The 21,548-nt window shown below is 41.5% G+C and carries 19 protein-coding genes; 14 read left to right on the forward strand and 5 right to left on the reverse strand.

Annotated elements, in window-relative coordinates; translation table 11 throughout:
* The 4 genes from VIM89_RS14515 to VIM89_RS14530 all read left to right on the forward strand — a co-directional run.
* On the forward strand, positions 1-514 hold a 514-nt coding region (locus tag VIM89_RS14515; protein ID WP_488156889.1), incomplete at its 5' end, for a Crp/Fnr family transcriptional regulator.
* 100 nt (positions 515-614) lie between these two features.
* The gene (locus VIM89_RS14520) at positions 615-1,367 is read left to right on the forward strand and encodes an SDR family NAD(P)-dependent oxidoreductase (RefSeq protein WP_488156890.1); all 753 of its coding nucleotides are present in this window, start codon (positions 615-617) and stop codon (positions 1,365-1,367) included.
* 106 nt (positions 1,368-1,473) lie between these two features.
* A complete protein-coding gene (locus VIM89_RS14525; protein ID WP_488156891.1) occupies positions 1,474-1,851 on the forward strand; it encodes a VOC family protein in 378 nt (125 codons plus the stop codon).
* A 29-nt stretch (positions 1,852-1,880) separates the two neighbouring features.
* Positions 1,881-2,501 carry an HAD family hydrolase gene (locus VIM89_RS14530; RefSeq protein WP_488156892.1) on the forward strand — a complete coding sequence of 207 codons (621 nt, stop codon included), beginning with the start codon at positions 1,881-1,883 and terminating at the stop codon, positions 2,499-2,501.
* A gap of 1 nt (position 2,502) precedes the next feature.
* Here VIM89_RS14530 and VIM89_RS14535 read toward each other — a convergent pair whose 3' ends face one another.
* On the reverse strand, positions 2,503-3,201 hold the full coding sequence (locus tag VIM89_RS14535) for an SMUG2 DNA glycosylase family protein (protein WP_488156893.1): 699 nt from the start codon (positions 3,199-3,201) through the stop codon (positions 2,503-2,505).
* Between the two features lie 314 nt (positions 3,202-3,515).
* Between VIM89_RS14535 and VIM89_RS14540 the strand changes: the two genes are divergently transcribed.
* From VIM89_RS14540 to VIM89_RS14555, 4 genes are all read left to right on the forward strand, one after another.
* Positions 3,516-4,952, forward strand: a complete 1,437-nt coding sequence (locus tag VIM89_RS14540; protein WP_488156894.1) for a TolC family protein — start codon at positions 3,516-3,518, stop codon at positions 4,950-4,952.
* Between the two features lie 23 nt (positions 4,953-4,975).
* On the forward strand, positions 4,976-6,172 hold the full coding sequence (locus tag VIM89_RS14545; RefSeq protein ID WP_488156895.1) for an efflux RND transporter periplasmic adaptor subunit: 1,197 nt from the start codon (positions 4,976-4,978) through the stop codon (positions 6,170-6,172).
* A 72-nt stretch (positions 6,173-6,244) separates the two neighbouring features.
* Positions 6,245-9,505: an efflux RND transporter permease subunit gene (locus tag VIM89_RS14550; RefSeq protein ID WP_488156896.1), complete on the forward strand. Its 3,261-nt coding sequence runs from the start codon at positions 6,245-6,247 to the stop codon at positions 9,503-9,505.
* Positions 9,502-12,819: an efflux RND transporter permease subunit gene (locus tag VIM89_RS14555; protein ID WP_488156897.1), complete on the forward strand. Its 3,318-nt coding sequence runs from the start codon at positions 9,502-9,504 to the stop codon at positions 12,817-12,819. The genes VIM89_RS14550 and VIM89_RS14555 overlap by 4 nt, the downstream gene beginning before the upstream one ends.
* Here the strand turns inward: VIM89_RS14555 and VIM89_RS14560 are convergent, their stop codons facing one another.
* On the reverse strand, positions 12,820-13,509 hold the full coding sequence (locus VIM89_RS14560; protein WP_488156898.1) for a hypothetical protein: 690 nt from the start codon (positions 13,507-13,509) through the stop codon (positions 12,820-12,822).
* Positions 13,510-13,783: 274 nt separating this feature from the next.
* Positions 13,784-14,113 carry a YegP family protein gene (locus tag VIM89_RS14565; RefSeq protein ID WP_488156899.1) on the reverse strand — a complete coding sequence of 110 codons (330 nt, stop codon included), beginning with the start codon at positions 14,111-14,113 and terminating at the stop codon, positions 13,784-13,786.
* A 197-nt stretch (positions 14,114-14,310) separates the two neighbouring features.
* Here VIM89_RS14565 and VIM89_RS14570 point away from each other — a divergent pair, with 197 nt between their 5' ends.
* Positions 14,311-14,520 (forward strand): hypothetical protein, encoded by a 210-nt coding sequence (locus VIM89_RS14570; RefSeq protein ID WP_488156900.1) that lies wholly within the window; start codon positions 14,311-14,313, stop codon positions 14,518-14,520.
* 34 nt (positions 14,521-14,554) lie between these two features.
* Positions 14,555-15,004, forward strand: a complete 450-nt coding sequence (locus tag VIM89_RS14575) for a hypothetical protein (protein WP_488156901.1) — start codon at positions 14,555-14,557, stop codon at positions 15,002-15,004.
* A gap of 90 nt (positions 15,005-15,094) precedes the next feature.
* On the opposite strand, the gene VIM89_RS14580 is transcribed toward VIM89_RS14575, so the two are convergent.
* Both VIM89_RS14580 and VIM89_RS14585 read right to left on the reverse strand, forming a co-directional pair.
* Positions 15,095-15,484 (reverse strand): response regulator, encoded by a 390-nt coding sequence (locus VIM89_RS14580; protein WP_488156902.1) that lies wholly within the window; start codon positions 15,482-15,484, stop codon positions 15,095-15,097.
* A gap of 197 nt (positions 15,485-15,681) precedes the next feature.
* The gene (locus VIM89_RS14585; RefSeq protein WP_488156903.1) at positions 15,682-17,073 is read right to left on the reverse strand and encodes a Gfo/Idh/MocA family protein; all 1,392 of its coding nucleotides are present in this window, start codon (positions 17,071-17,073) and stop codon (positions 15,682-15,684) included.
* 152 nt (positions 17,074-17,225) lie between these two features.
* On the opposite strand from VIM89_RS14585, the gene VIM89_RS14590 reads away from it, so the two are divergent.
* The 4 genes from VIM89_RS14590 (at position 17,226) to VIM89_RS14605 (ending at position 21,477) form a co-directional block, all read left to right on the forward strand.
* The gene (locus VIM89_RS14590; protein ID WP_488156904.1) at positions 17,226-18,890 is read left to right on the forward strand and encodes an alpha-amylase family protein; all 1,665 of its coding nucleotides are present in this window, start codon (positions 17,226-17,228) and stop codon (positions 18,888-18,890) included.
* 106 nt (positions 18,891-18,996) lie between these two features.
* A complete protein-coding gene (ybiA, locus tag VIM89_RS14595; protein ID WP_488157071.1) occupies positions 18,997-19,665 on the forward strand; it encodes a riboflavin biosynthesis intermediates N-glycosidase in 669 nt (222 codons plus the stop codon).
* Position 19,666: 1 nt separating this feature from the next.
* On the forward strand, positions 19,667-20,770 hold the full coding sequence (gene dinB, locus VIM89_RS14600) for a DNA polymerase IV (protein WP_488156905.1): 1,104 nt from the start codon (positions 19,667-19,669) through the stop codon (positions 20,768-20,770).
* 146 nt (positions 20,771-20,916) lie between these two features.
* Positions 20,917-21,477, forward strand: coding sequence for a hypothetical protein (locus tag VIM89_RS14605; protein ID WP_488156906.1), 561 nt, complete (start codon positions 20,917-20,919; stop codon positions 21,475-21,477).
* Positions 21,478-21,548: the final 71 nt, after the last annotated feature.

Consider the following 21,548-nt stretch of genomic DNA (forward strand, 5'->3'; position numbering starts at 1 on the left):
GGTGTTTATGGCGCACTTCAAACCAAAAAAACTCAGAAAGCGACAATACTTTTTACAAGAAGGGGATGTATGTAAATATACTGGTTTCATTGTGAAAGGGGCAGCCAGGACGTTTACGGTAGATGAAAAAGGGCACGAACACATTTTGAAATTAAGTGTCGAAAATTGGTGGCTGGCCGATTTTGAAAGTTTTTACCAGTTAACGCCAAGCCGTTTTAATATAGAGGCGCTGGAAGATATGGAAATTCTACAAATAACGAATGCCCAGGTTGAGGAATTTATAAAGCCCATCCCTGCTTTTTCAGCGATGCAAAACGTAATCAGCCAAAATAACACCATCGCAGCCCAAAAACGGATGCAGTCAGCTATCAGCTACTCAGGCAAAGAACGTTACCGGGAACTGGTCAATGATTATCCGCATTTTCTGCAGCGGTTTCCGCAAAACATGATCGCCTCTTATCTGGGTTTATCTCCCGAAACTTTGAGCAGGATCAGGAAAAACTCCCTAAAATAGATTGATTTTTATCAAGAGTATTTAATGACTTATGTCAAGATACAGCCCGTTACACGGGTGCATCTTTGAATTTTGAATAAGGATATTAAATATAAAAATCATGAGTAAATTAAAAAACAAAGTCGCCGTAATTACAGGCGGCAATAGCGGCATCGGATTTGGTATTGCAGAAGCATTTAAAAAGGAAGGCGCTGTCGGAGCCATTATCGGCAGAAATCAGGAAACCTTAGCTAATTCTGTGGCTCAGCTCGGCGATGGTTTTATAGCCATTAATGCCGATGTAACCAATCTTGCCGATCTGGAAAGAGTGTTTAAAGAAACAGCTGTAAAATTTGGTAAAATAGATGTGGTTGTAGCAAATGCAGGTGCCGGAACTACCGGTACAGTGGCTAATATGAGCGAAGCAGGCTATGACAAGACAATGAACTTAAACCTTAAGAGTGTTTACTTCACTGTCAATAAAGCACTGCCTTATATGAATGATGGTGGCTCCATCATTTTGATCGGGTCAAATGCGGCACATCGGGCGTACCCTTCGTTTGGTCTTTATGGTGCTGCAAAAGCGGCGGTGATCTTTTTTGCAAAAGCGTTTTCAAATGATCTTTTAGACAGAAAGATCAGGGCAAATGTAATAACACCAGGTACAACGGATACACCGGCATTTGACAAGTTTGTTCCTGCAGAACAAATTGAAGCTGTAAAACAACACTTTGCCGGTGTAATGCCGATAGGCAGAATCGGGCAGCCGGCTGACATTGGTAAAACAGCGGTTTTCCTGGCTTCAGATGATTCTTCGTTTTTACTCGGTTCGGAACTTCTTGTCGATGGCGGTATGACCTATTTGGCTAAATAAATGCCCACAAACCGGCACGGGTTTAAACTCGTGCCGTTAAATCAACTTAATGTAATACCTCAATTTTCAACAAGCTTTGTTATATTGTAACTGTAATTAACTAACCATGGATGTCATTTCAAGCTTCATACTTAAAGGAATGAGTCCGCAATTAATTGTGGCGGATATAAAGCGTTCCATTAAATTCTATACAGTAAAACTGGGCTTCTCGCTTGAATTTAATTATGAAGACTTTTATGCAGGGGTTTCTAAAGATGGTTACACTATCCACCTTAAATCAGGCGAGCCTTCGGTTGAAGAACGAAAAAACAGGAAAGATAACGAACACCTCGACCTGGTTTTTTCGGTGGATAATATTAAAGCTCTGTATAACGAGATATCGGCCAACACAATTGAAATTATTCAACCATTGCGAAGCGTGCCTTATGGGAAGGAGTTTTATATATCTGATCCAGACGGTTATATTATCGGCTTCTTAGAATAAAGTGTGCGAACGCTATATTTGCGGCCGATATGACAGCCTCTTTTAACGAAATCAACACCAAACTTGAAAAATTAACGAACTTTAGCCGGGGCTACAAAGCTTATTTGTATGATTGTGACGGCACCCTTGCCGATAACATGGGCGCACACAAGGAAACCTACATACAAGTTGCAGCTGATAAGGGCCACAAGATTGAAGGGGACATTATCGATGAGCTTGCAGGCTGGCCAGTCATCAAAGTGATCGAGGAGATCAATAAACGATATAGCACTTCATTTGATCCTCAAGAGTTTGTGGATCTGAAATATAAACTGTTTCTTGATCATTATATTGAGAATACGCTTCCTGTGGTGCATGTAGTGGAACATCTGAAAGCTCATGCACAAAAGGTGAAGATCGGTGTCGTGTCGGGAAGCAAACGCCCTGCGGTTGAGAAAACCTTGAAAGTACTTGGCATATATGGGCTGGTCGAGGTGATGGTATGCGCTGGAGAAACAGAACACGGTAAACCACATCCTGATCCGTTTTTAAAAGCTGCGGAATTATTAAAAGTAAAGCCTGAAGATTGCCTTGTATTTGAAGACGGCGAAGCAGGAACTGTAGCCGCTGATGCTGCTGGAATGAAATGGGTGCGGATAGATAAATTATAACTTATCCCAGTACGCTTCTGAAAGCCGCCAGATATTTATCTATGTAAAATTGCTTCGACACAGTTTTGTACTGCATAATAAATCGAGGATGTTCCAGCGCTATGATCTTCCCAAAGAACTTATGTTCATCATTTAATTTCTTCAGGAACTTTTCATTTTTACCCGTTCCAAAACAAAAGCAGATATCGGTTTTGATGCCTAAATCAATTTGTTTGTGAATATTTTCGATCATAAAAGATAAAACAGCGTTGGTCAGTTCTTTGCTGTCGTAATAATTGTAGTTGGTTTCTTTGCCTTTTGAATCTGTTGACGTAAATCCAAGCGGACAAGGCGAGTTAATGTAGAAATCGTTATAAAAGGCTTCGGGACCGCCATACGCATTGATCATTTCATAAATAAATACGGATGAAGGCTCATGCGATGCTTTACCTGTATAAGGTATATGGCACTCACTTACGAGCCGTTTGGTGTCAGTAAAAGGAATGCCAGTTAAACCTGCACCAAATCTGCCCGGATTAATACCCAGAATGATATGCCGTTGATTGTTATCATTATAATACTTGTGATAAAATGCTTCAACAATACCCATTACATTTTCGTGTTCTCTGAAAGGGTTCATAATGCGAATGCCTTTAGGAAGGGGATCACCGGTATAGGTTAATTCCCGGTTGAATCGGATAACACGATCAGCAAAATTCATGCGGTCAATTTACCAATTGCTTTCGGCATATTCAGATTTAAAGAATATTGGCGCATTTTTACATGTCGCAGATTGATTTTAAGACACAGATGTATTGCGTAACAATACTATATCTTCTAATCTTATTATAATACGTTAACAGAATTGTTACCTGATCAATATATGTTTTTTTCCATTTTTGCAAAACACATCTGGCCTGTGATGGTATCAGTGATATTGTAATGTTAATCTTAAGGTTATTATAATATTATTACTTTTATCAATACATATTTTATGAGAATTAATTCTGTAAAATAGCCGGTGGGTTTTTAAATATGAAAAAGTTCACTTTCAACAAGAACCGGACCCGATTGCTATTATTTACCCTGGTTTTATCTTTTGCTGCAACTATATCCAATGCGCAAAAGACAACAACCAGCCCAATAGCCCCGCCAGTAACCGCTCCGGATACAAGCAAAAACAATTTATTAATGCCGGTAGTGGTAAAAGACAGCGCCGGAACCGGAGCTGAATCACTAACCTTACGGCAATGTATTGATTATGCGATGCAACATCAGCCGGGTATCAACAAAGCATTGATAAATGTCGATGTGGCTAAAACCACCAACGCTATCAGCTTATCAGGCTGGCTCCCACAAGTAAGCGCCCAGGGGACATTGAACCATTATATTCAAACGTCATCCAGCGGCTCTTCCTCAGCCATAAGCAGCTCAGGCAGTTCAGTTAACCGGAATACATTTATTCCCGGAGTTTCAGTTTCACAGGCCATATTTAGCCCAAGTTTATTGTATGCAGCGCGGAGTGCTAACTTATATATCAAACAAGCGCAACAGGTTACTGATAGCACTAAAATTTTCCTGGTTTCGTCAGTAAGCAAATCGTTTTATAATGTGCTTCTTACCTTAGAACAGATCAATGTTTTAAAAGAAGATACAGCGCGTTTGGGAAAAAGCCTGCGCGATGCTTATCATCAATATAAAGGTGGTATAGTAGACGAAACGGATTACGAGGAAGCCAGCATCACCCTGAATAATTCAATGGCGCAATTGAAGCAAGCTAATGAAAATGTAATACCGCAATATGCTGCATTAAAACAGTTGATGGGCTATCCGCCGGATAAGCAATTCAATGTAAGCTTTGATACTACCGAGATGCAGCAAAATATTCATATCGATACCTTACAGCAACTGCAGTATGAAAAACGGATTGAGTATCAGCAGATAAAAACCGCTCATGATCTGCAGGATGAAACAATACATTATTATAAATATTCATTCCTGCCTACGCTTTCAGCTTTTTATAACTATAACCTGGCTTATGAGAATAGCCAATTCTCTCAACTATTTAGCAAATCGTATCCAAACCAGTTAGTAGGTGTATCTTTCAGTATCCCGATTTTTACCGGATTTTATCGTACAAATAACCTGAAAAAGGCGCGATTGGAGCAGAAAATAATTGACTGGAACACAGTCGATCTAAAATCAGAGATATATAAGGAATACACGACGGCTTTAGGTGCCTATAAAGGAAACTTTTATAACCTGCAGCTTTTGCAAAAGAACGTGAACATGGCACGACGTGTTTACTTTGTAGTAACGCTTCAATACAAACAGGGTATCGTTCCGTACCTGAATGTGATCACCGCCGAATCTAATTTAATATCATCAGAAATAAGTTATTTAAATGCTTTGTTCCAGGTAATGTCTAATAAGATCGACCTGCAAAAAGCAATGGGAAATATTACGTACTAATGCATTATAACCAAACCCCCTCTATGAATAGAGTATTGTTAAGCACAATTCTTGTTAGCTGCCTGATCTTAGGCGCTTGTAAAAAGAAACAACCTCCCCAGAATACCGAGGTGCCTGTTAATTTAATGAAACTTACACCAAGGCCCGTGTTGTATTACGACAAATATCCCGCAACTACGCGTGCGTTAAACCAGGTGAATTTATTATCGCAGGTATCCGGCGCTGTTACTGGTATATTTTTTACTGAGGGTACGAAAGTGCAAAAAGGGCAAAAATTGTACGAGATTGACGAACGTATATACAAAGCGGCTTATGACCAGGCGGTCGCCAACTTAGACGTATCTAAAAGCGGCTTGGTTCAGGCGCAGCAGGATGCTGACCGTTATGATTATCTTAACAAATACAACGCTGTAGCCAAACAGCAGTATGATCATGCCGTGGTTGCTTTAGCACAGGCTAAGAGCACTGTACAGGCCTCAGAGCAGGCGGTAAAAACAGCCAAAACCAATTTAACCTACGCTACAATCTATGCACCGTTTACCGGCACCATAGGTATAAGCCAGGTTAGGATGGGCGAAGTTGTTACTCCGATGGCAACCACACTGGATACCCTTTCTACTGATGATCCAATGGCGGTTGATTTTATCATCAATGAGAAAAATTTGCCTTTGTTCGAGAAATTACAGCGTGAAAAAGTAAAGATTGACTCTCTGTTTACCCTTTTATTGCCTGATAATTCGCTTTATGATCATTTAGGCAAGCTTTCTATTATAGACAGGGCTGTTGATCCGCAAACCGGTTCCATCCGCGTAAGGCTGGTTTTTGATAACCCTAAGTTTGCTTTAAGAGCAGGTATGAGTTGTGTGGTACGTGTGCATAATCAGGACGTTGGGCCGCAATTGGTAATACCAAACAAAGCTGTTATTGAGCAAATGGGTGAATATTTCGTATACGTTGCAAAAGATACAGTGATGAAAGTAAGTGCTGATAGCCTGAAAAAAATGGATCAAAAAGCAGCAGCAGATGCAAATAAACCCAAGTTGATTGCGGTACAAAAAAAGGTCAAGACCGGGCAGGTAATAGGACCTGATATTATTATTAAAAGCGGCATTGAGGCCGGCGACAGAATAGTTGTAGATGGTTTACAATCATTGCACGATGGCGCCCGTATTACAACGGCAAATAAAGTAGGCCCGGGCGGAGGCAAACGGGGCGGGTGATTTTAAATCATAAGCCAGAACTTAAAATTAAAGTCGAGGACGTCAGACTCCAAACGTTAAACTTTAAAAAGAATGATTGCTAATACCTTTATAAAGCGGCCAGTAACTGCAATAGTAATTTCCATTGTACTGGTAATTACCGGTACGGTCAGTATTTTACTGCTGCCTATTGACCAATACCCTGATATTACTCCGCCTGTTGTGCAGGTGAACGGACAGTTCATTGGCGCCGATGCCCAAACCGTAGAGCAAACTGTAGCAACGCCTATTGAAGAGCAGGTAAATGGTTCGCCGGGTATGGAATATATGCAGAGTAACAGCACCAATAATGGCGCTATGCAGCTTAATGTCACTTTCAAAATAGGCACTAATATAGACGTTGCTGCGCTTGACGTGCAAAACCGCGTGAGTATTGCCACACCGTTACTGCCGTCAGCGGCCAGCCGTTTGGGGCTTACCGTGCGTGCAGTTAACCCCAGCATGCTAATGATGGTTGCTATATATGCACCTAAGGATTCTCATAACATTACTTTTCTCGATAACTATACTAATATTTTCGTTCAGGATGCGCTTTTACGTGTACCGGGTGTAGGTACCATAAGCCGTTTTACTGACGATTTTAGTATGCGTATCTGGATGAATCCGCAAAAAATGGCTGCTCACAGCATTGAGCCGCAGGATATTATCAGCGCACTTACCGCCCAGAACGTACAGGTGGCCGCGGGTACCGCAGGTTTGCCGCCACAAGCGCCAACACAAACCTACGAGCTTGGTATTTTAGTGAATGGTCGTTTAAGTACTGTTCCTGAATTTGAAAACATCATTGTAAAAAATAACCCATCAAAAGGCGAACTAGTTTACCTGAAAGATGTTGCCCGTGTAGAATTGGGTAAATTCACTTTCTCAAGCAATTCATTTGTTGACGGTCATAGGGCATCGTATCTGCAGATATACCAGGCACCTGGCAGCAATGCACTCGAAACAGCAAACGGTGTTTATGCAGAGCTTGCCAAACTGAAACAAACATTTCCTACTGATGTAGCGTACAGCGTTCCGTTTGAGTCTGTGACTGTGGTAAAAGTGTCGATGACGGATGTGGTTTACACCTTATTAATGACGCTTGGACTGGTGGCTATCGTGGTGTTCCTCTTCCTTCAAACTTTTAGATCGACGCTTATTCCTATCCTTGCTATACCAGTATCTATTTTTGGTACGTTCTGCTTTTTCATTCCGCTTGGTTTCACCATTAATACATTAACCATGTTTGGTTTCGTATTGGCTATTGGTATTGTGGTGGATGATGCTATCATCGTGGTGGAAGCAGTGCAGCATTATATCGACCACGATAAGATGTCGCCTAAGGAAGCTACCTACCAGGCCATGAAGGATATTTCAGCACCGGTTGTAGCCATCGCACTTATTCTTGCAGCGGTATTCGTGCCGGTTGGGTTTATTCCCGGCATTGTGGGCAGGCTGTACCAGCAATTTGCTATTACCATTGCTATTTCGGTAATTATCTCGGCTTTCATAGCACTTTCGTTAACACCTGCACTATGTACACTGTTGCTAAAACCGACAGACGAAAGCGCGAAAAATAAAGGATTGACCAAATGGTTCACCAAATTCAATGAATGGTTCGACAGGATCACAGCTAAATATACAGAAGGTGTTCGTCGCAGTATAAAAGGGTCGCGATATATCGTTATCCTGCTGCTTTGTGTTTGTATAGGTGCCATCTTTCTCTTCAAAGAGAAGCCAACGGGCTTTATTCCTTCAGAAGATGACGGCAATTTATATGTGACCTACCAATTACCACCTGCGTCATCAACGGCCCAGTCGGTAGATATAATGTCTAAACTTATGAAAGTAGTTGCCAGTACGCCCGGTGTTGGCCACTATGCTGCGCTGTCGGGACTTAACGTGGTAACTAACGCTACCAATTCCAACAACGGTACTATTTACGTGCAGTTGAAACCCTGGGACGAACGCTCGGGCGAAGATCAGAAAGTGCCGGGGATCATTAAGGTTATGCAAAAACGTATAGCCGACGCCGGCGTCACCAATGCTTCGGTTCAGGTAATACAGCCGTCGCCGCTTCCTGGTGTCGGTTCAACCGTTGGTTTTAGTATGCAGATAGAGCAGCGAAGCACTAATGATAATTTGCAGGACTTTGAGCGTGTAGTCAACCGTTTTGTTGATTCTGCTAATAAAAATCCTGCCATAACCAAGGCTTTCAGCTATTACACAGCGCATACGCCAAATATGAGCCTTACAGTGGACAGGGAAAAATGCGAGAAGATGGGGGTGAGCATTTCTGATGTCTTTACAACTATCGAAGCCTTTACCGGCAGTTTGTATATCAACGACTTTACTACCTATAACCGTACTTTCCATGTAGTAGTGCAGGCTGATACTGTTTACAGGGCTTTAATATCTGATCTGGAGAAGTACTATGTGCGTAATTCCAATAATAAAATGGTGCCTTTGGGCGCACTGATCAGTTTTAAACCAGTTGAGGCGGCTCCGCTTATTTCGCACTTTAATATTTTCCGTTCGGCCGAGATAGATGGCTCATCCCCGCCGGGTGTCAGCTCCACCGATGCACTCGATGCCTTACAAAAACTGGCTGCCAAGCAACTGCCGCAAGGTTATACCTATGAATTTTCGGGATTGAGTTATGAGGAATTGAAAGCCGGGTCGGTAACGATGTACATATTTGCGTTCTCCATCACTTTCGTCTTCTTGTTCCTTGCTGCGCTATATGAAAGCTGGTCGGTTCCGTTTTCAGTATTGCTTGCGGTGCCGATAGGGGCGTTCGGGGCTATTTTAGCTCTGTATTTAGTACCGTCCCTTACCGACAACGTTTATGCGCAGATTGGTTTGATTACACTGATAGGTCTTGCAGCAAAGAATGCCATCCTGATCGTAGAGTTTGCCAAAGTCAGGGTAGATCGTGGTGAAGACTTGCTTGCATCAACGCTCGACGCAGTAAGCCTTCGTTTGCGCCCGATCATCATGACTTCCCTGGCCTTTATATTGGGTGTGCTTCCATTGGTTTTTGCAAGTGGAGCAGGTGCTATAGCACGCCGTACTATTGGTATGACCGTATTAGGCGGTATGTTTGCAGCATCAACAATTGCCATTTTTGTTGTTCCGGTATTATTCGTATTGATAACACGTGCCGCTTATGGTAAAGAGAAATTAGAATACCTTAAAGCGCATCATAAGGATCTGATGGAGAAAGCTAAAAAAGTTGAAGCACAAAATATAGATCCGGAATTGGAATTTGAATTACAGAAATCCCGCGATCTGCATAAACCCGCTGCATCATGATAGCTAATACCTTCATAAAACGGCCGGTTACCGCTATCGTCATTTCCATTGTTTTGATGATATCCGGGATCATATGCATTTTCAACCTGGCTGTCGATCAATATCCCAATATTTCGCCGCCCAGCGTAAGCGTAAATGCCAGCTATACCGGTGCTGACGCCCAAACCGTTGAGCAAACCACCGCTATTCCAATTGAAGAGCAGGTGAATGGTACTCCTGGCATGGAATACATGCAGAGCAGCAGCAGCAACAGTGGCAATATGAATCTGCGGGTAACATTTGATGTTGGCACCAACCCACAGATCGCAGCGCTTAATGTGCAAAACCGCGTTGGTATTGCGGCCCCTCTTTTGCCGTCGGTAGTAAGTAAACTTGGCGCTACCGTACGTGCCAGTAATCCTGATCAGTTGATGCTGGTTGCTATTTACTCGCCTAAAAAGACACATAACATCACCTTTTTGGATAATTATACCAATACATTTATCCAGGACGCAATATTACGTGTACCTGGGGTAGGCGATGTGTCAGCGCGTACTGATCAGTTCGCAATGCGTATATGGCTCGATCCTGATAAGATGGCTTCGTATAACCTAATGCCATCTGACATAACTACTGCACTTAGCGGTCAAAACGTATACGTTGCTGCCGGATCGGTTGGTGCGCCACCACAAAACCCAAAGCAGGCTTTTGAAACCGGCATATTGGTAAACAGCATGCTTAGCAAACCCGAACAATATGAAAAGTTGATTGTAAGGGCCATCCCCGGAACAAATAAAATGATCTATCTGAAGGATATCGGCCGCGTTGAGCTTGCTAAGTTCACCTACTCAGGTGGTTCATTTGTTGATGGCAATCGTTGCTCGCTATTAATGATCTACCAATCACCGGGAAGTAATGCGCTGCAAACGGCGGATAATGTTTATGCAAAGCTTGCAGAACTAAAAAAGTCATTCCCGTCGGACGTTGAATACATTGTTCCTTTTGAATCTGTTACCATTATCCAGGTATCAATGGACGAGGTTATAGGCACATTGGTTAAGGCGCTGATATTGGTTGCTGCAGTGGTATTCCTTTTCCTGCAAAACTGGCGGTCTACGATAATACCCATATTGGCTATTCCGGTATCCATTTTATCGACCTTCTGTTTTTTCATTCCTTTAGGATTTACTATCAATACGCTCACCATGTTTGGGTTCGTATTGGCTATAGGGATAGTAGTGGATGACGCCATCATTGTGGTGGAAGCCGTGCAGCATTATATTGACGAGAAACATATGTCGCCCAAAGAAGCTACTTACCAGGCCATGAAGGAAATTTCAGCGCCTGTTATTGCCATAGCACTCATTTTGGCTTCAGTATTCGTTCCGGTTGGTTTTATCCCCGGCATAGTTGGCAGGCTTTACCAGCAATTTGCAATAACCATAGCCATATCGGTAATTTTTTCGGCCTTTACCGCGCTGTCGCTAACGCCGGCACTTTGTACACTTTTGCTGAAGCCCTCACATCATGCGTCAAACCCGACAACATGGGCGGGGAAATTTTCAGCGTGGTTCGACCGTGTTTTCTTCGACCGGTTTAACAGGATGTTTGATAAGCTGAACGGCAAATATGCCAACGGCGTCAGGCGCAGCATAAAGGGTGCAAAATACATCATCATTCTACTGGTTTGCATTTGTGTGGGCGCCTGGTTATTATTCAGGAGTAAACCATCAGGTTTCGTGCCCTCAGAGGATGGTGGCCGACTGTTTGTAACCTACACCATGCCTGATGCATCTTCTACGACAGCCTCCAACCATGTGCTGGCAAAGCTAATGAAGATAGTGGGCTCAACGCCGGGCATAATGCACTTTGTGGGATCATCAGGCTTTAACATACTTGGTGGCGGCGGTAATAACAGCGGCACCATGTTTTGCATGTTAACCCCTTGGGACCAGCGCACAACCCCGCAAACCTCGGTGCAGGGTATAATGGACAACATTAAAAAACGGGTAGCAAAGGCCGGTATAAAAAATGCTACCGTTGTTGCTATCCAACCGCCGCCGATAAGGGGGATCGGGATAGCGGCTGGTTTTTCAATGCAAATAGAACAGGGGAACTCAACGGATGACATTCATGCATTTGAAAAAAATGTACAGAAATTTGTTGCTGCCGCCAAAAAAATGCCGGCCACTTCAACAGCATTTTGTTCTTTCACGGCTCATACACCAAGTTATACTGTGACTGTCGACCGTGAAAAATGTCAAAAACTTGGCGTAAACATCTCCGATGTATTTTCTACTATGCAGGCCTTTATGGGAAGTTTGTTTGTAAATAACTTTACTTTATATAACCGGACTTATCATGCTGTTATTGAGGCTGACACTGCTTACCGCGCGCTGATCAGCAATATTAACAGGTATTATGTGCGCAACCAGAGCGGAGAAATGTTGCCGTTAAGCACCCTGATTAATTATAAAGCAGATGCAACAGCGACGTCCATATCTCACTTTAACATATTCCGTTCGGCAGAAGTAGACGGCTCTATTCCGCCGGGATACAGCAGCGGGCAGTCTTTAGATGCTTTAAGAGAAGTTGCTGCAAAAGTACTGCCCCGGGGTTATACTTATGAATTTTCGGGCCTAAGCTACCAGGAGATCAAGGCGGGGAATATTACTATCTATATATTCCTGTTCTCTATCATCTTTGTATTCCTGTTTCTCGCTGCGTTATACGAAAGTTGGTCAGTGCCATTTTCTGTAATGCTGGCAGTGCCGATAAGCGCGTTTGGTGCGATAGTAGCTTTATGGATGGCTCCAACTATCACCAATAACGTATACGCGCAGATCGGTCTGATAACACTGATTGGTTTGTCGGCTAAAAACGCCATTCTTATTGTTGAATTTGCTAAACTGCGTGTTGACCGTGGAGAACCGCTGCTGCAGTCGACCATCGAAGCGGTACGTCTGCGTTTCCGACCGATCATCATGACTTCTATGTCGTTCGTCTTTGGCGTGTTGCCGCTGGTGTTTGCCACGGGTGCCGGAGCGGAATCCAGGAACACTATTGGCATCACCGTTTTGGGCGGAATGATAGCCTCATCAACTATATCTATTTTCATTGTTCCGGTATTATTTGTTCTGTTCACCCGCTTCTCCTACGGCAAAAAGCAGTTGCAATGGCTTCAGGATCATCATGAAGAGTTGTTGGAAAAGGCAAGAAGAGTTGAAGAAAGTAATATTGACCCTGAACTGGAATACGATATTGCCGAATCGCGTGCCGCAAATGCAGCGAGCAGGGCAGAGCATGAAAGAAATAAAGATGAAGAGAAAGAGTAATTAGTCTTGCTTTTTTGCTCCGGGAATAATATCGATGAGCCAGATACTGAGTGCAGATACAATTATTGAAGGAAAGATCAGCCTGAATAATTCAAACAGACTGTGTGTATAAATCTCTCCACTGAATAGCAAATAATAAAACAACACCGGAAAACTTATAGGGAAGGCAAATAAGAAAATTATTGCCTTCTTTTTGTTTTCGGTGATGTTCAGGTTGATAACAATAAAGGTACTAAGCGCCACTGTTATAAAATAGGCTATTGATGAACTTAATTGGATATTGTATCGTTCTAATATATCCTGAATGGTTTTTGCAGTTGATGTTGATTTAAAATCTTTGGTAATAATCCATATCAATACAGAAACAGGAGTGGAGAGTAGAAAAGTAAACAGCCATACTGTTAGCCCATAAATAACGGAATCTTTTAGCGAACGGGAAGCTGTTTTTTGAGATTTAGCCCCAGATAGATCTGGTTGATATAGCCAAATAAAACAAATAGTGCTTATTGCATAAGCTAATGCCAAAAGATAACCGCCGCCATAACTTTGCAATGCACTGATCGAATTGATCATTAACATTGCGGCGAATGATGTCAGGAAACTTGTAATGGATAAAACTCTCTTAATTGATATAGAATTGCCTGATAGCTGTATAGTTGCAAATAATGTCAACGCTACCCATACAGACATTAGAAATGTATAGGGTACAGCAAAAGCGGTGACTATTGGGGCAATTTGTGTTGGGATATGAAAGCCCGAAAATAAAGTGAGTAAGAGAATATAAACGAAGGGGGTAAATAGTAAACCGGAAAGCCAAACCTTAACTGTATAACTTATTCCCTGCATTTAATAATGTTTTCGCAGCTAAGATAGTGTTTTAGCTGTAATGCAGTTTGCGGTATTAGTTGCGCTTAAATAAAAAAAGCAGCGCTGAGCTGCCTTTTTGCTATTATTAAATTAATAACTATTCTTCCTCTACGGTTGGTGCACCAGGAGCGTTCTTTTTTACAGATTCAATCCCATTATCGCGGCCGCTTTCACTTTCATACATCTGGCTTTTTCCGATAACCTGTCCGTTTGTGGCTTTCAGGTTAAAGTAGAATTTTCCATTCTTAGAGTTTTCGCGATCATAATGTTTGTCATCAGGAGCATTCTTTTTTACGGATTCGATCCCATTATGCATTGCTGCTGTAGTAGTATATCCCTCGCTCGAAAGGATGATCTGGCCATTGGTCGCCAATAAGTTAAAATAGTGTTGACCGTCCTTTCCTTTTTTGGTTGAAAATTTTCCCATGATGTTTGTTTTTTGGATTGGCAAATAATAATTTTTTACAACGGATGATAAATTAGGAATTAAAACAAAATAATAATAAATATGTTTTCAAAATATGTTAATTATTATGATCCAATTTATCTTTCCTTTTTCAATTTGAATTTATTTAGATTTATAGAATAATACATAAACATATTCATCACAAACACCCTATTATCATGGAAGAACTAATTCAAACTGTAGCTGACAGGACCGGTATCTCGCCTGATCAGGCAAAAAGTGCAATTGAAACTATTATTGACCATCTGAAAGATAAACTACCGATGGGACTAGGTGACAAGATCGAATCTTTTCTGCAAGGCGGATCATCATCTTTGGAAGGTGACCTTTTAGGCGGCCTGGAAGATAAAGTTAAAGGCTTATTTTAATCAGTTATTATTTAGTTATTAAAAACCATTTAAAATGAAAAAATTATTTGCAGTAATCGTTACATTCTCTGTGCTGATGATAGGCACAAGCGCAATCGCCGGTACTATTGATACGGCTAAAATGAGTAAATCGGCCAAAAAGGCAAAAGTAGCTGCTGATAAAGCCAAAGCGACAACTGATAAAGCAAAGGATAAGGCTAAAGAAACGACCGACAAAGCAGTAGATAAATCTAAAGCTACTGCAGACGCGGCAAAAGACAAAGCTAAAACTACTGCAGACCAGGCAGCTGATAAGACAAAAACGGCTTCTGACAAGGCAAAGAAAACAGTTACTGATGTTCCGAATAAATCAGCTGACAAAGCTATCGGCAAAGATGCCAGCGGCAGAACGGTTTATTTAGGACCTAAAGGCGGCCAGTATGTATTATCGGCAAGCGGCAAGAAAGAATATCTTTCAAAAGATAAAAAGATCGCTGTTAAGTAATACAATTAATTATAAAATACAACGGGGAGCTATATATGATAACTCCCCGTTTTTATTTTAGGATTTTCAGAATGTTGTGGCTAATAAAATTTAGTTGACCAGACTGATTTGTTCAAACACATCCTTCATGATTGGTTTGGATATAAAGGTGGTGACAAACGGATATAGCTTTGACCTGCTGATATCTGCAGGATTAATGGATGAGCTTACAATATAAACCTTGATGTTTTTCTGTAGAGATTTATATAGCTTCTGAAACCTGTTCAGAAAATCCCAGCCGTCAAACATGGGCATATATAAATCAATGAAAATATAATCAGGAAGTGACTGGGGTTCCAGTTTATTTTCTTCAAGATAGTCCAATATAATTTCCCCGTCGAACGAGTAAGTAGTTCCTTTCGATAGCTCCGTATTCTTGATGGTCATCTGAACTATCTTATGAAAAACAGGTTCGTCATCAATAAGCACAAGTTTGCTCATAGCGTTTTGGACTTTAGTATAAATTAATAGGTAATAACACGAATTAAAATAACCACGATACTAAGTTACCTAATTAATAATCAATAAGTTAGTTTATAAACATAACAATATTGATACAATTGTTATGAGTTGCGAAGTTATTAATTTTTGAAATTAAACCTGTTGTTTTTTAACTAAAAAGATAATTTTACAGGCTTTCAGACCAATTTCATGTTGACCGGGTCCCAATGAATGACCTTATTCTGGAAATAACTTTCATTACACGCCAGGGCCGGTGCAGCTGCTCTGAAACCAAATTCAGCATTTTCTACAACAGGTTTTCCAGTACGCATCGAGTCGAAGAAATTGTCGAAATGATCATAGGATGAGTTGTATCCGTCGGGCGATTGATAGCTGATGGTTTCACCTTTTGGTGCTTGTTTATCTGCGTCGGAGTATTTTTTATTGTACTCATCGGCAATAGCTTTTTGCATAGCTAATGGGTAGGTTTCGTATGAATCCCAGCCACCGTAACCAGGAGCTACCGGCATTTTGTTTTTATGAATGGTAAAGCCGCTTTCGTCAGAAATGTCGATCACACCCTCGGAACCAATCATGCGAGTATAACCTACTTCGCCTTCACCACTAATAAAATTCACCTGTAATGATACCTGGAAGGATGGATGTTCTTTTGTTTCGGGATAGTGAATGACTGCTGTCATCACATCGGGCACATTACGGCCGTCTTTCCAGTAAGCCAGGTCAGCTATCGAGTATATTTTGTCAGGTCCTTTTGAATCAGTAATAAAGTGTATGCCTGATAATAAATGCACAAATAAATCACCCGCTACACCTGTTCCATATTCCCGGTAATTTCTCCAGCGGAAGAAGCGGTTGCTGTCATAGGCGTATTTTTTCTGCTCTGTCGCCTGGAACCTGTCCCAATCCACTGTAGACGGAGATGCGTCCAGCGGAATGGTGTATTGCCATGCTCCCAATGCACTTTGCCGGTTAAAGGATGCCTGTATCGAGTTTAATTTACCAATTGCTCCCGCCTGGTATAACTCTTTCGCTTTTTTAAACGCCAGGCTGCTTACCCTTTGGCTGCCCACCTGGAAAACTGCTTTTGTTTCCTTCTGAACCTGTATCTCGCCCAAACCTTCACTAAGATAATGCACCATTGGTTTTTCGCTGTAAACCGCTTTTCCTTTTCGCATGGCATCTATAGCAATGCGGCTGTGCCAGTTATCGCTTGTTGCAATAATCACAGCATCAATGTCTTTTCTGTCGAGAATGGCGTGATGATCATTCGTTGTAAAAATATTTTGCCCGAAGACTTCTTTCGCTCTTTCCAATCTTCCTTTATACAAATCGCAGCAACCTACCAGTTCCACACCTTGAGAATGAAGCGCGGCATTTGTATCATTAAAACCCATAATGCCCATGCCGATAGTGGCTATGCGTATTTTATCATTTGCCGAAATACGTTTTTCAGCTCTGAGGATTCTTCTTTCGTGCTCTTCCTGCGCGGCTAATGAAGTAAGGCCTGCGGAAGTAAGGATGATGGTACTGCCTAACTGTTTGATGAACTTTCTGCGATCAGATGACATGATTATTCTATTAAGGTAAACAATATTGGTTCTTAGTATGCCGGGAAGGCTTTGCAATTGCAAGATAACAAAAGATGCAAAAGTGTTACAGAATGATCGAAAAATTTAAATAGGTGCACTAAATCACTATTTTCATGCGCCAATTTAATCCTATGGAAAGACGTCATTTTATAAAACTGTCAGCCTTAACATCCGCATCTATTTTATTCAGCAAGTTAACTTCTTTAGCTTCAGATAATTCATCCATTATAAATCTTCCCGATGAAGTATGGGCAAAATCAGGGGAGCAATGGTTTAAGCTCAACCATCGTTTAAACTCCTATACGCATGGATCCATTCAAGTCACGATAAAACAAATTGGCAATGCATTGGCAGTTGAAGCTCAGTCGCCAGGTAAGCCGTTGAATGCCATTAAATTGAAATGGAAACATCATACTGATAATAGTACAAAAGTTTTGGGTGATCATTATGAACGCTCGTATGGCGATCTGGCCTGGAAGAACGTTAATGCCGCAAATAAAAATCCATGGTATGTTTTATTAAATGATGGCAAGGACACCGCTTGTTTTGGCGTGAAGACCGGCTGTAATACCATTTGCTGGTGGAATGTGGGTACTGAAGAGCTTGAGCTGACTATGGATACGCAATCGGGTGGCGTAGGCGTACAATTGGGAGATAGGACATTACATGCAGCTGAAGTTGTTACAATGAAAAACCATGAAGGAGAAAATCCTTTTGCAACGGCACAACGCTTTTGCCGGATGATGTGCCCAAAACCACGCTTGCCTAAACAGCCGGTCTATGGTATTAACGACTGGTATTTTGCCTACGGAAATAATTCAGCAGACTTAATCAAACAGATAACAGCTTTAATGACCGAGCTTGCGCCGGATACCAATAACAGGCCATTTTCGGTGATTGATGCAGGTTGGGCTACCTATTCGCCATTGTTACCGGGGGATGGCGGTTTCATGGATGATTTCTCCAAGCCGAATGATAAGTTTAAAGACATGCACCAAATGGCTCTTGATATAGAAAAGCTGGGTATGCAGCCCGGTTTATGGACAAGGCCGCTTTGCGCCAGCTATAAGGATAAAGCCAGTTTGTTGCTTCCCAAAATTCCGGGACGCGATGACCCGAAAGCGCCGATACTCGATCCAACTATCGATGAAAACCTGGCTCGTATAAAACGTAATATCGCCATTTATAGGGAATGGGGTTACAAACTGGTTAAGCATGACTACACTACTTATGATATTATGGGCAAGTGGGGGATAGATATGAAAAATAACTTAACTTCTCCCGGTTGGAGGTTTCATGATAATACACTTACGACTGCTGAGGTTATCAACCATCTTTATCACTTAATCCGTGAAACCGCTGGAGACATGTATATAATAGGATGTAATACAATGAGCCATTTGTCAGCAGGCGTATTTGAGTTAAACCGTATAGGCGACGATACAAGCGGCAAGGAATGGGACCGCACGCGTAAAATGGGGGTAAATACTTTAGGTTTTCGCATAACGCAACATAATGCCTTTTATGCAGCAGATGGTGATTGCGTTGGACTAACAAAAGACATTTCCTGGAGCCGCAACAAGCAATGGATGCAATTGCTGGCCGAAAGTGGAGCGCCATTGTTTATATCGCCCCAACCGGATGCATTGGGTGAGGAACAAAAAGCTTATATTAAGGAATGCTTTACCAAAGCAGCCAAAGTGCAGCCAACAGGTGAGCCATTGGACTGGATGACTAATCCACAACCTGCGAAATGGAAACTGGATGGGAGGGAAGTTACTTTTGATTGGAGTTAGGATGAAATCAAATTATAATTTGGACTGGCTTCTGGAAAAGATGGAAAATGGACAAGAATTGAAGTTCCTGTTTTTCTGAGGGCACCGCAACAACTCAAAAAATGAGATCGAGAAATCTTGCTTTAGTCAATGGTTTGAATTACCCTTTACAGTTGATAACGTTACCTATAAAACCGCTGAACATTGGATGATGGCACATAAAGCTTTATTGTTTAATGATCTGAGAACTTATGATAAAATTATCAAATCAAACAGCCCAGGCGAAGCTAAAGAGCTGGGCCGGCAAGTACTGTCATTCGATGAAATTATTTGGAATAAAAAAAGGTACGATATAGTTAAGCTAGGTAATATTCATAAATTTAATCAACATCCTGAATATGCTGAATATTTGAAAAATACAAGCACCAGGGTATTGGTAGAAGCAAGCCCTGTTGATAAGATTTGGGGTATTGGATTATCTAAGGATGATGAGGACGTTGAGAATCCCTACTGCTGGCGTGGCTTGAACTTATTAGGTTTTGCTCTAATGGAAGTTAGAGATTTTTTGAAAGACCATGGACATTTTACTTACCAATCAGATTTATTATTGCCTCCATGGAAAGCTTATCCACAAATAGAATCAATGGATATGTTTTGGAGAATGGGCCAAGGTGAGGAGCTGATCATAAAATTCAGCACTTACTATTCTAATCTTTCAGAAAAGGATAAAATGATTTTTAAACTTGTTCATCCAGAGCCATATCAGTGGAAAGGTTTTTATCCGGCAGATAAATGACATGATGAGTAGGTCGATACCTCACCGCAAGATCATCCATATCGATATGGATGCCTTTTATGCCTCTGTTGAGCAAAGGGATAACCCCGGACTCAGAGGCAAGGCGATTGCTGTGGGTGGTTCACCGGAAGGCAGAGGTGGGGTAGTGGCTACTGCAAGTTACGAAGCACGTAAATTTGGTGTGCGATCTGCAATGCCATCTAAGAAGGCTTTGCAGCTTTGTCCACAGATTATATTTATCAGGCCGAGATTTGCTGTTTATAAAGATGTTTCACAAAAGATCAGGGAGATATTCAGACGGTATACTGATTTGATCGAGCCTTTGTCATTGGATGAAGCTTACCTGGATGTGACGCAGGATAAACAAAATATCGGTTCTGCTATAGATGTTGCCAAATTGATCAAACAAGCCATCAGGGACGAACTGCAACTAACTGCTTCCGCTGGAGTATCCATCAACAAGTTTGTAGCGAAAATTGCTTCGGACATGAATAAGCCCGATGGATTGACTTTTATCGGGCCATCATCTGTCGAATCCTTTATGGAAAAACTTCCTGTCGAAAAATTCTTTGGAGTAGGGAAGGTTACTGCTGATAAGATGAAACGAATGGGCCTGTTTACGGGTGCTGATCTGAAAAAGCTGCCCGAAGACGAAATGGTCAAACACTTTGGTAAAACCGGCCGTTTTTATTATCAGATTGCCAGGGGAATAGATGATCGGGAAGTACAGCCAAACCGAGAAACAAAATCCATAGGAGCAGAGGATACGTTTGCTTATGACCTGACCGAGATTGATGAAATGAATGTTGAGCTGGACAAACTGGCTCAAACCGTTACTAATCGTGTGCAGAGTTATCAATTAAAGGGACGTACCATCACCCTTAAAGTAAAGTACAGTGATTTCAGGCAGATCACCCGTAATTATTCAGTCGCTGAGCCTGTAAATGATTTTATAACTATCGCTGAAGCTGCCAAAAAGCTTCTTCTCGCTACTGAACCAGATGGGAAAAAAATAAGATTATTGGGTGTCACCCTATCCAATTTTGGAGAGATAGTCCCAAAGCACAAAAATCCGGATAACCCGGAGCAATTGGAATTATTTTAGTGTATAATAAACACCTGAACGCCAGAATAATTATCAAAAAACATCAAATAAACAGGCCATTTGCGATTTTTATGTTTGATAAAACAAAATTTATTTTGGATTGTAACGAATCTTTTATATTTTCACCAGCATTATAAACCAATTTCTTGAAGAAACTTATCGCCATATTTCTTTTAAGCATGCACCTTTTTTACTTAGGGGGTTATATGCTGGCGTTTCAGTATTTCATGAATAGGTCTGACGATCAGTTGGTTAGTCAGTTGAATGGTAATGGCGCTAATTCATCAAAACTGATCAAATTAAAAATCCCGGTTCACATGCCAACTTTGGATGACTGGACCGATTATGCTAACATCCAGGGCCAGGTTCAGGTAAAAGATGCGTATTATAATTACGTTCGCCTGAAGATGACCAAGGATACTTTGTATCTGATCTGTTTACCAAATACGGTGAAGGCAAACCTGGCAAAGGCAAATGTCATCATGACCAAAAACCTGAATGATATTCCTTTAAGTAAAAAAGGCCCCAATAACTCTTCAACTAAAAAGGCTGAATCCACTTCGTCATATGATCATTTTTACCAGATCATCAATTGCGATTATTCACCATTAGCTGAATTGGTTAAGATAACCCCACGTTCAGAGAAAACTCATCTGAGCAATCCTTATATTGAATCCCCCGGCAAACCGCCGAATACCGCTTGCTAAGCAGCTTGCTTAATTTCTCTCGTGTTCGAATTTATCATGCGTCTTAACGGGATTTAACATGACCTCATGTC

Origin of the sequence: Mucilaginibacter sp., from assembly GCF_036568825.1 — a bacterium.
Lineage (GTDB): Bacteria > Bacteroidota > Bacteroidia > Sphingobacteriales > Sphingobacteriaceae > Mucilaginibacter.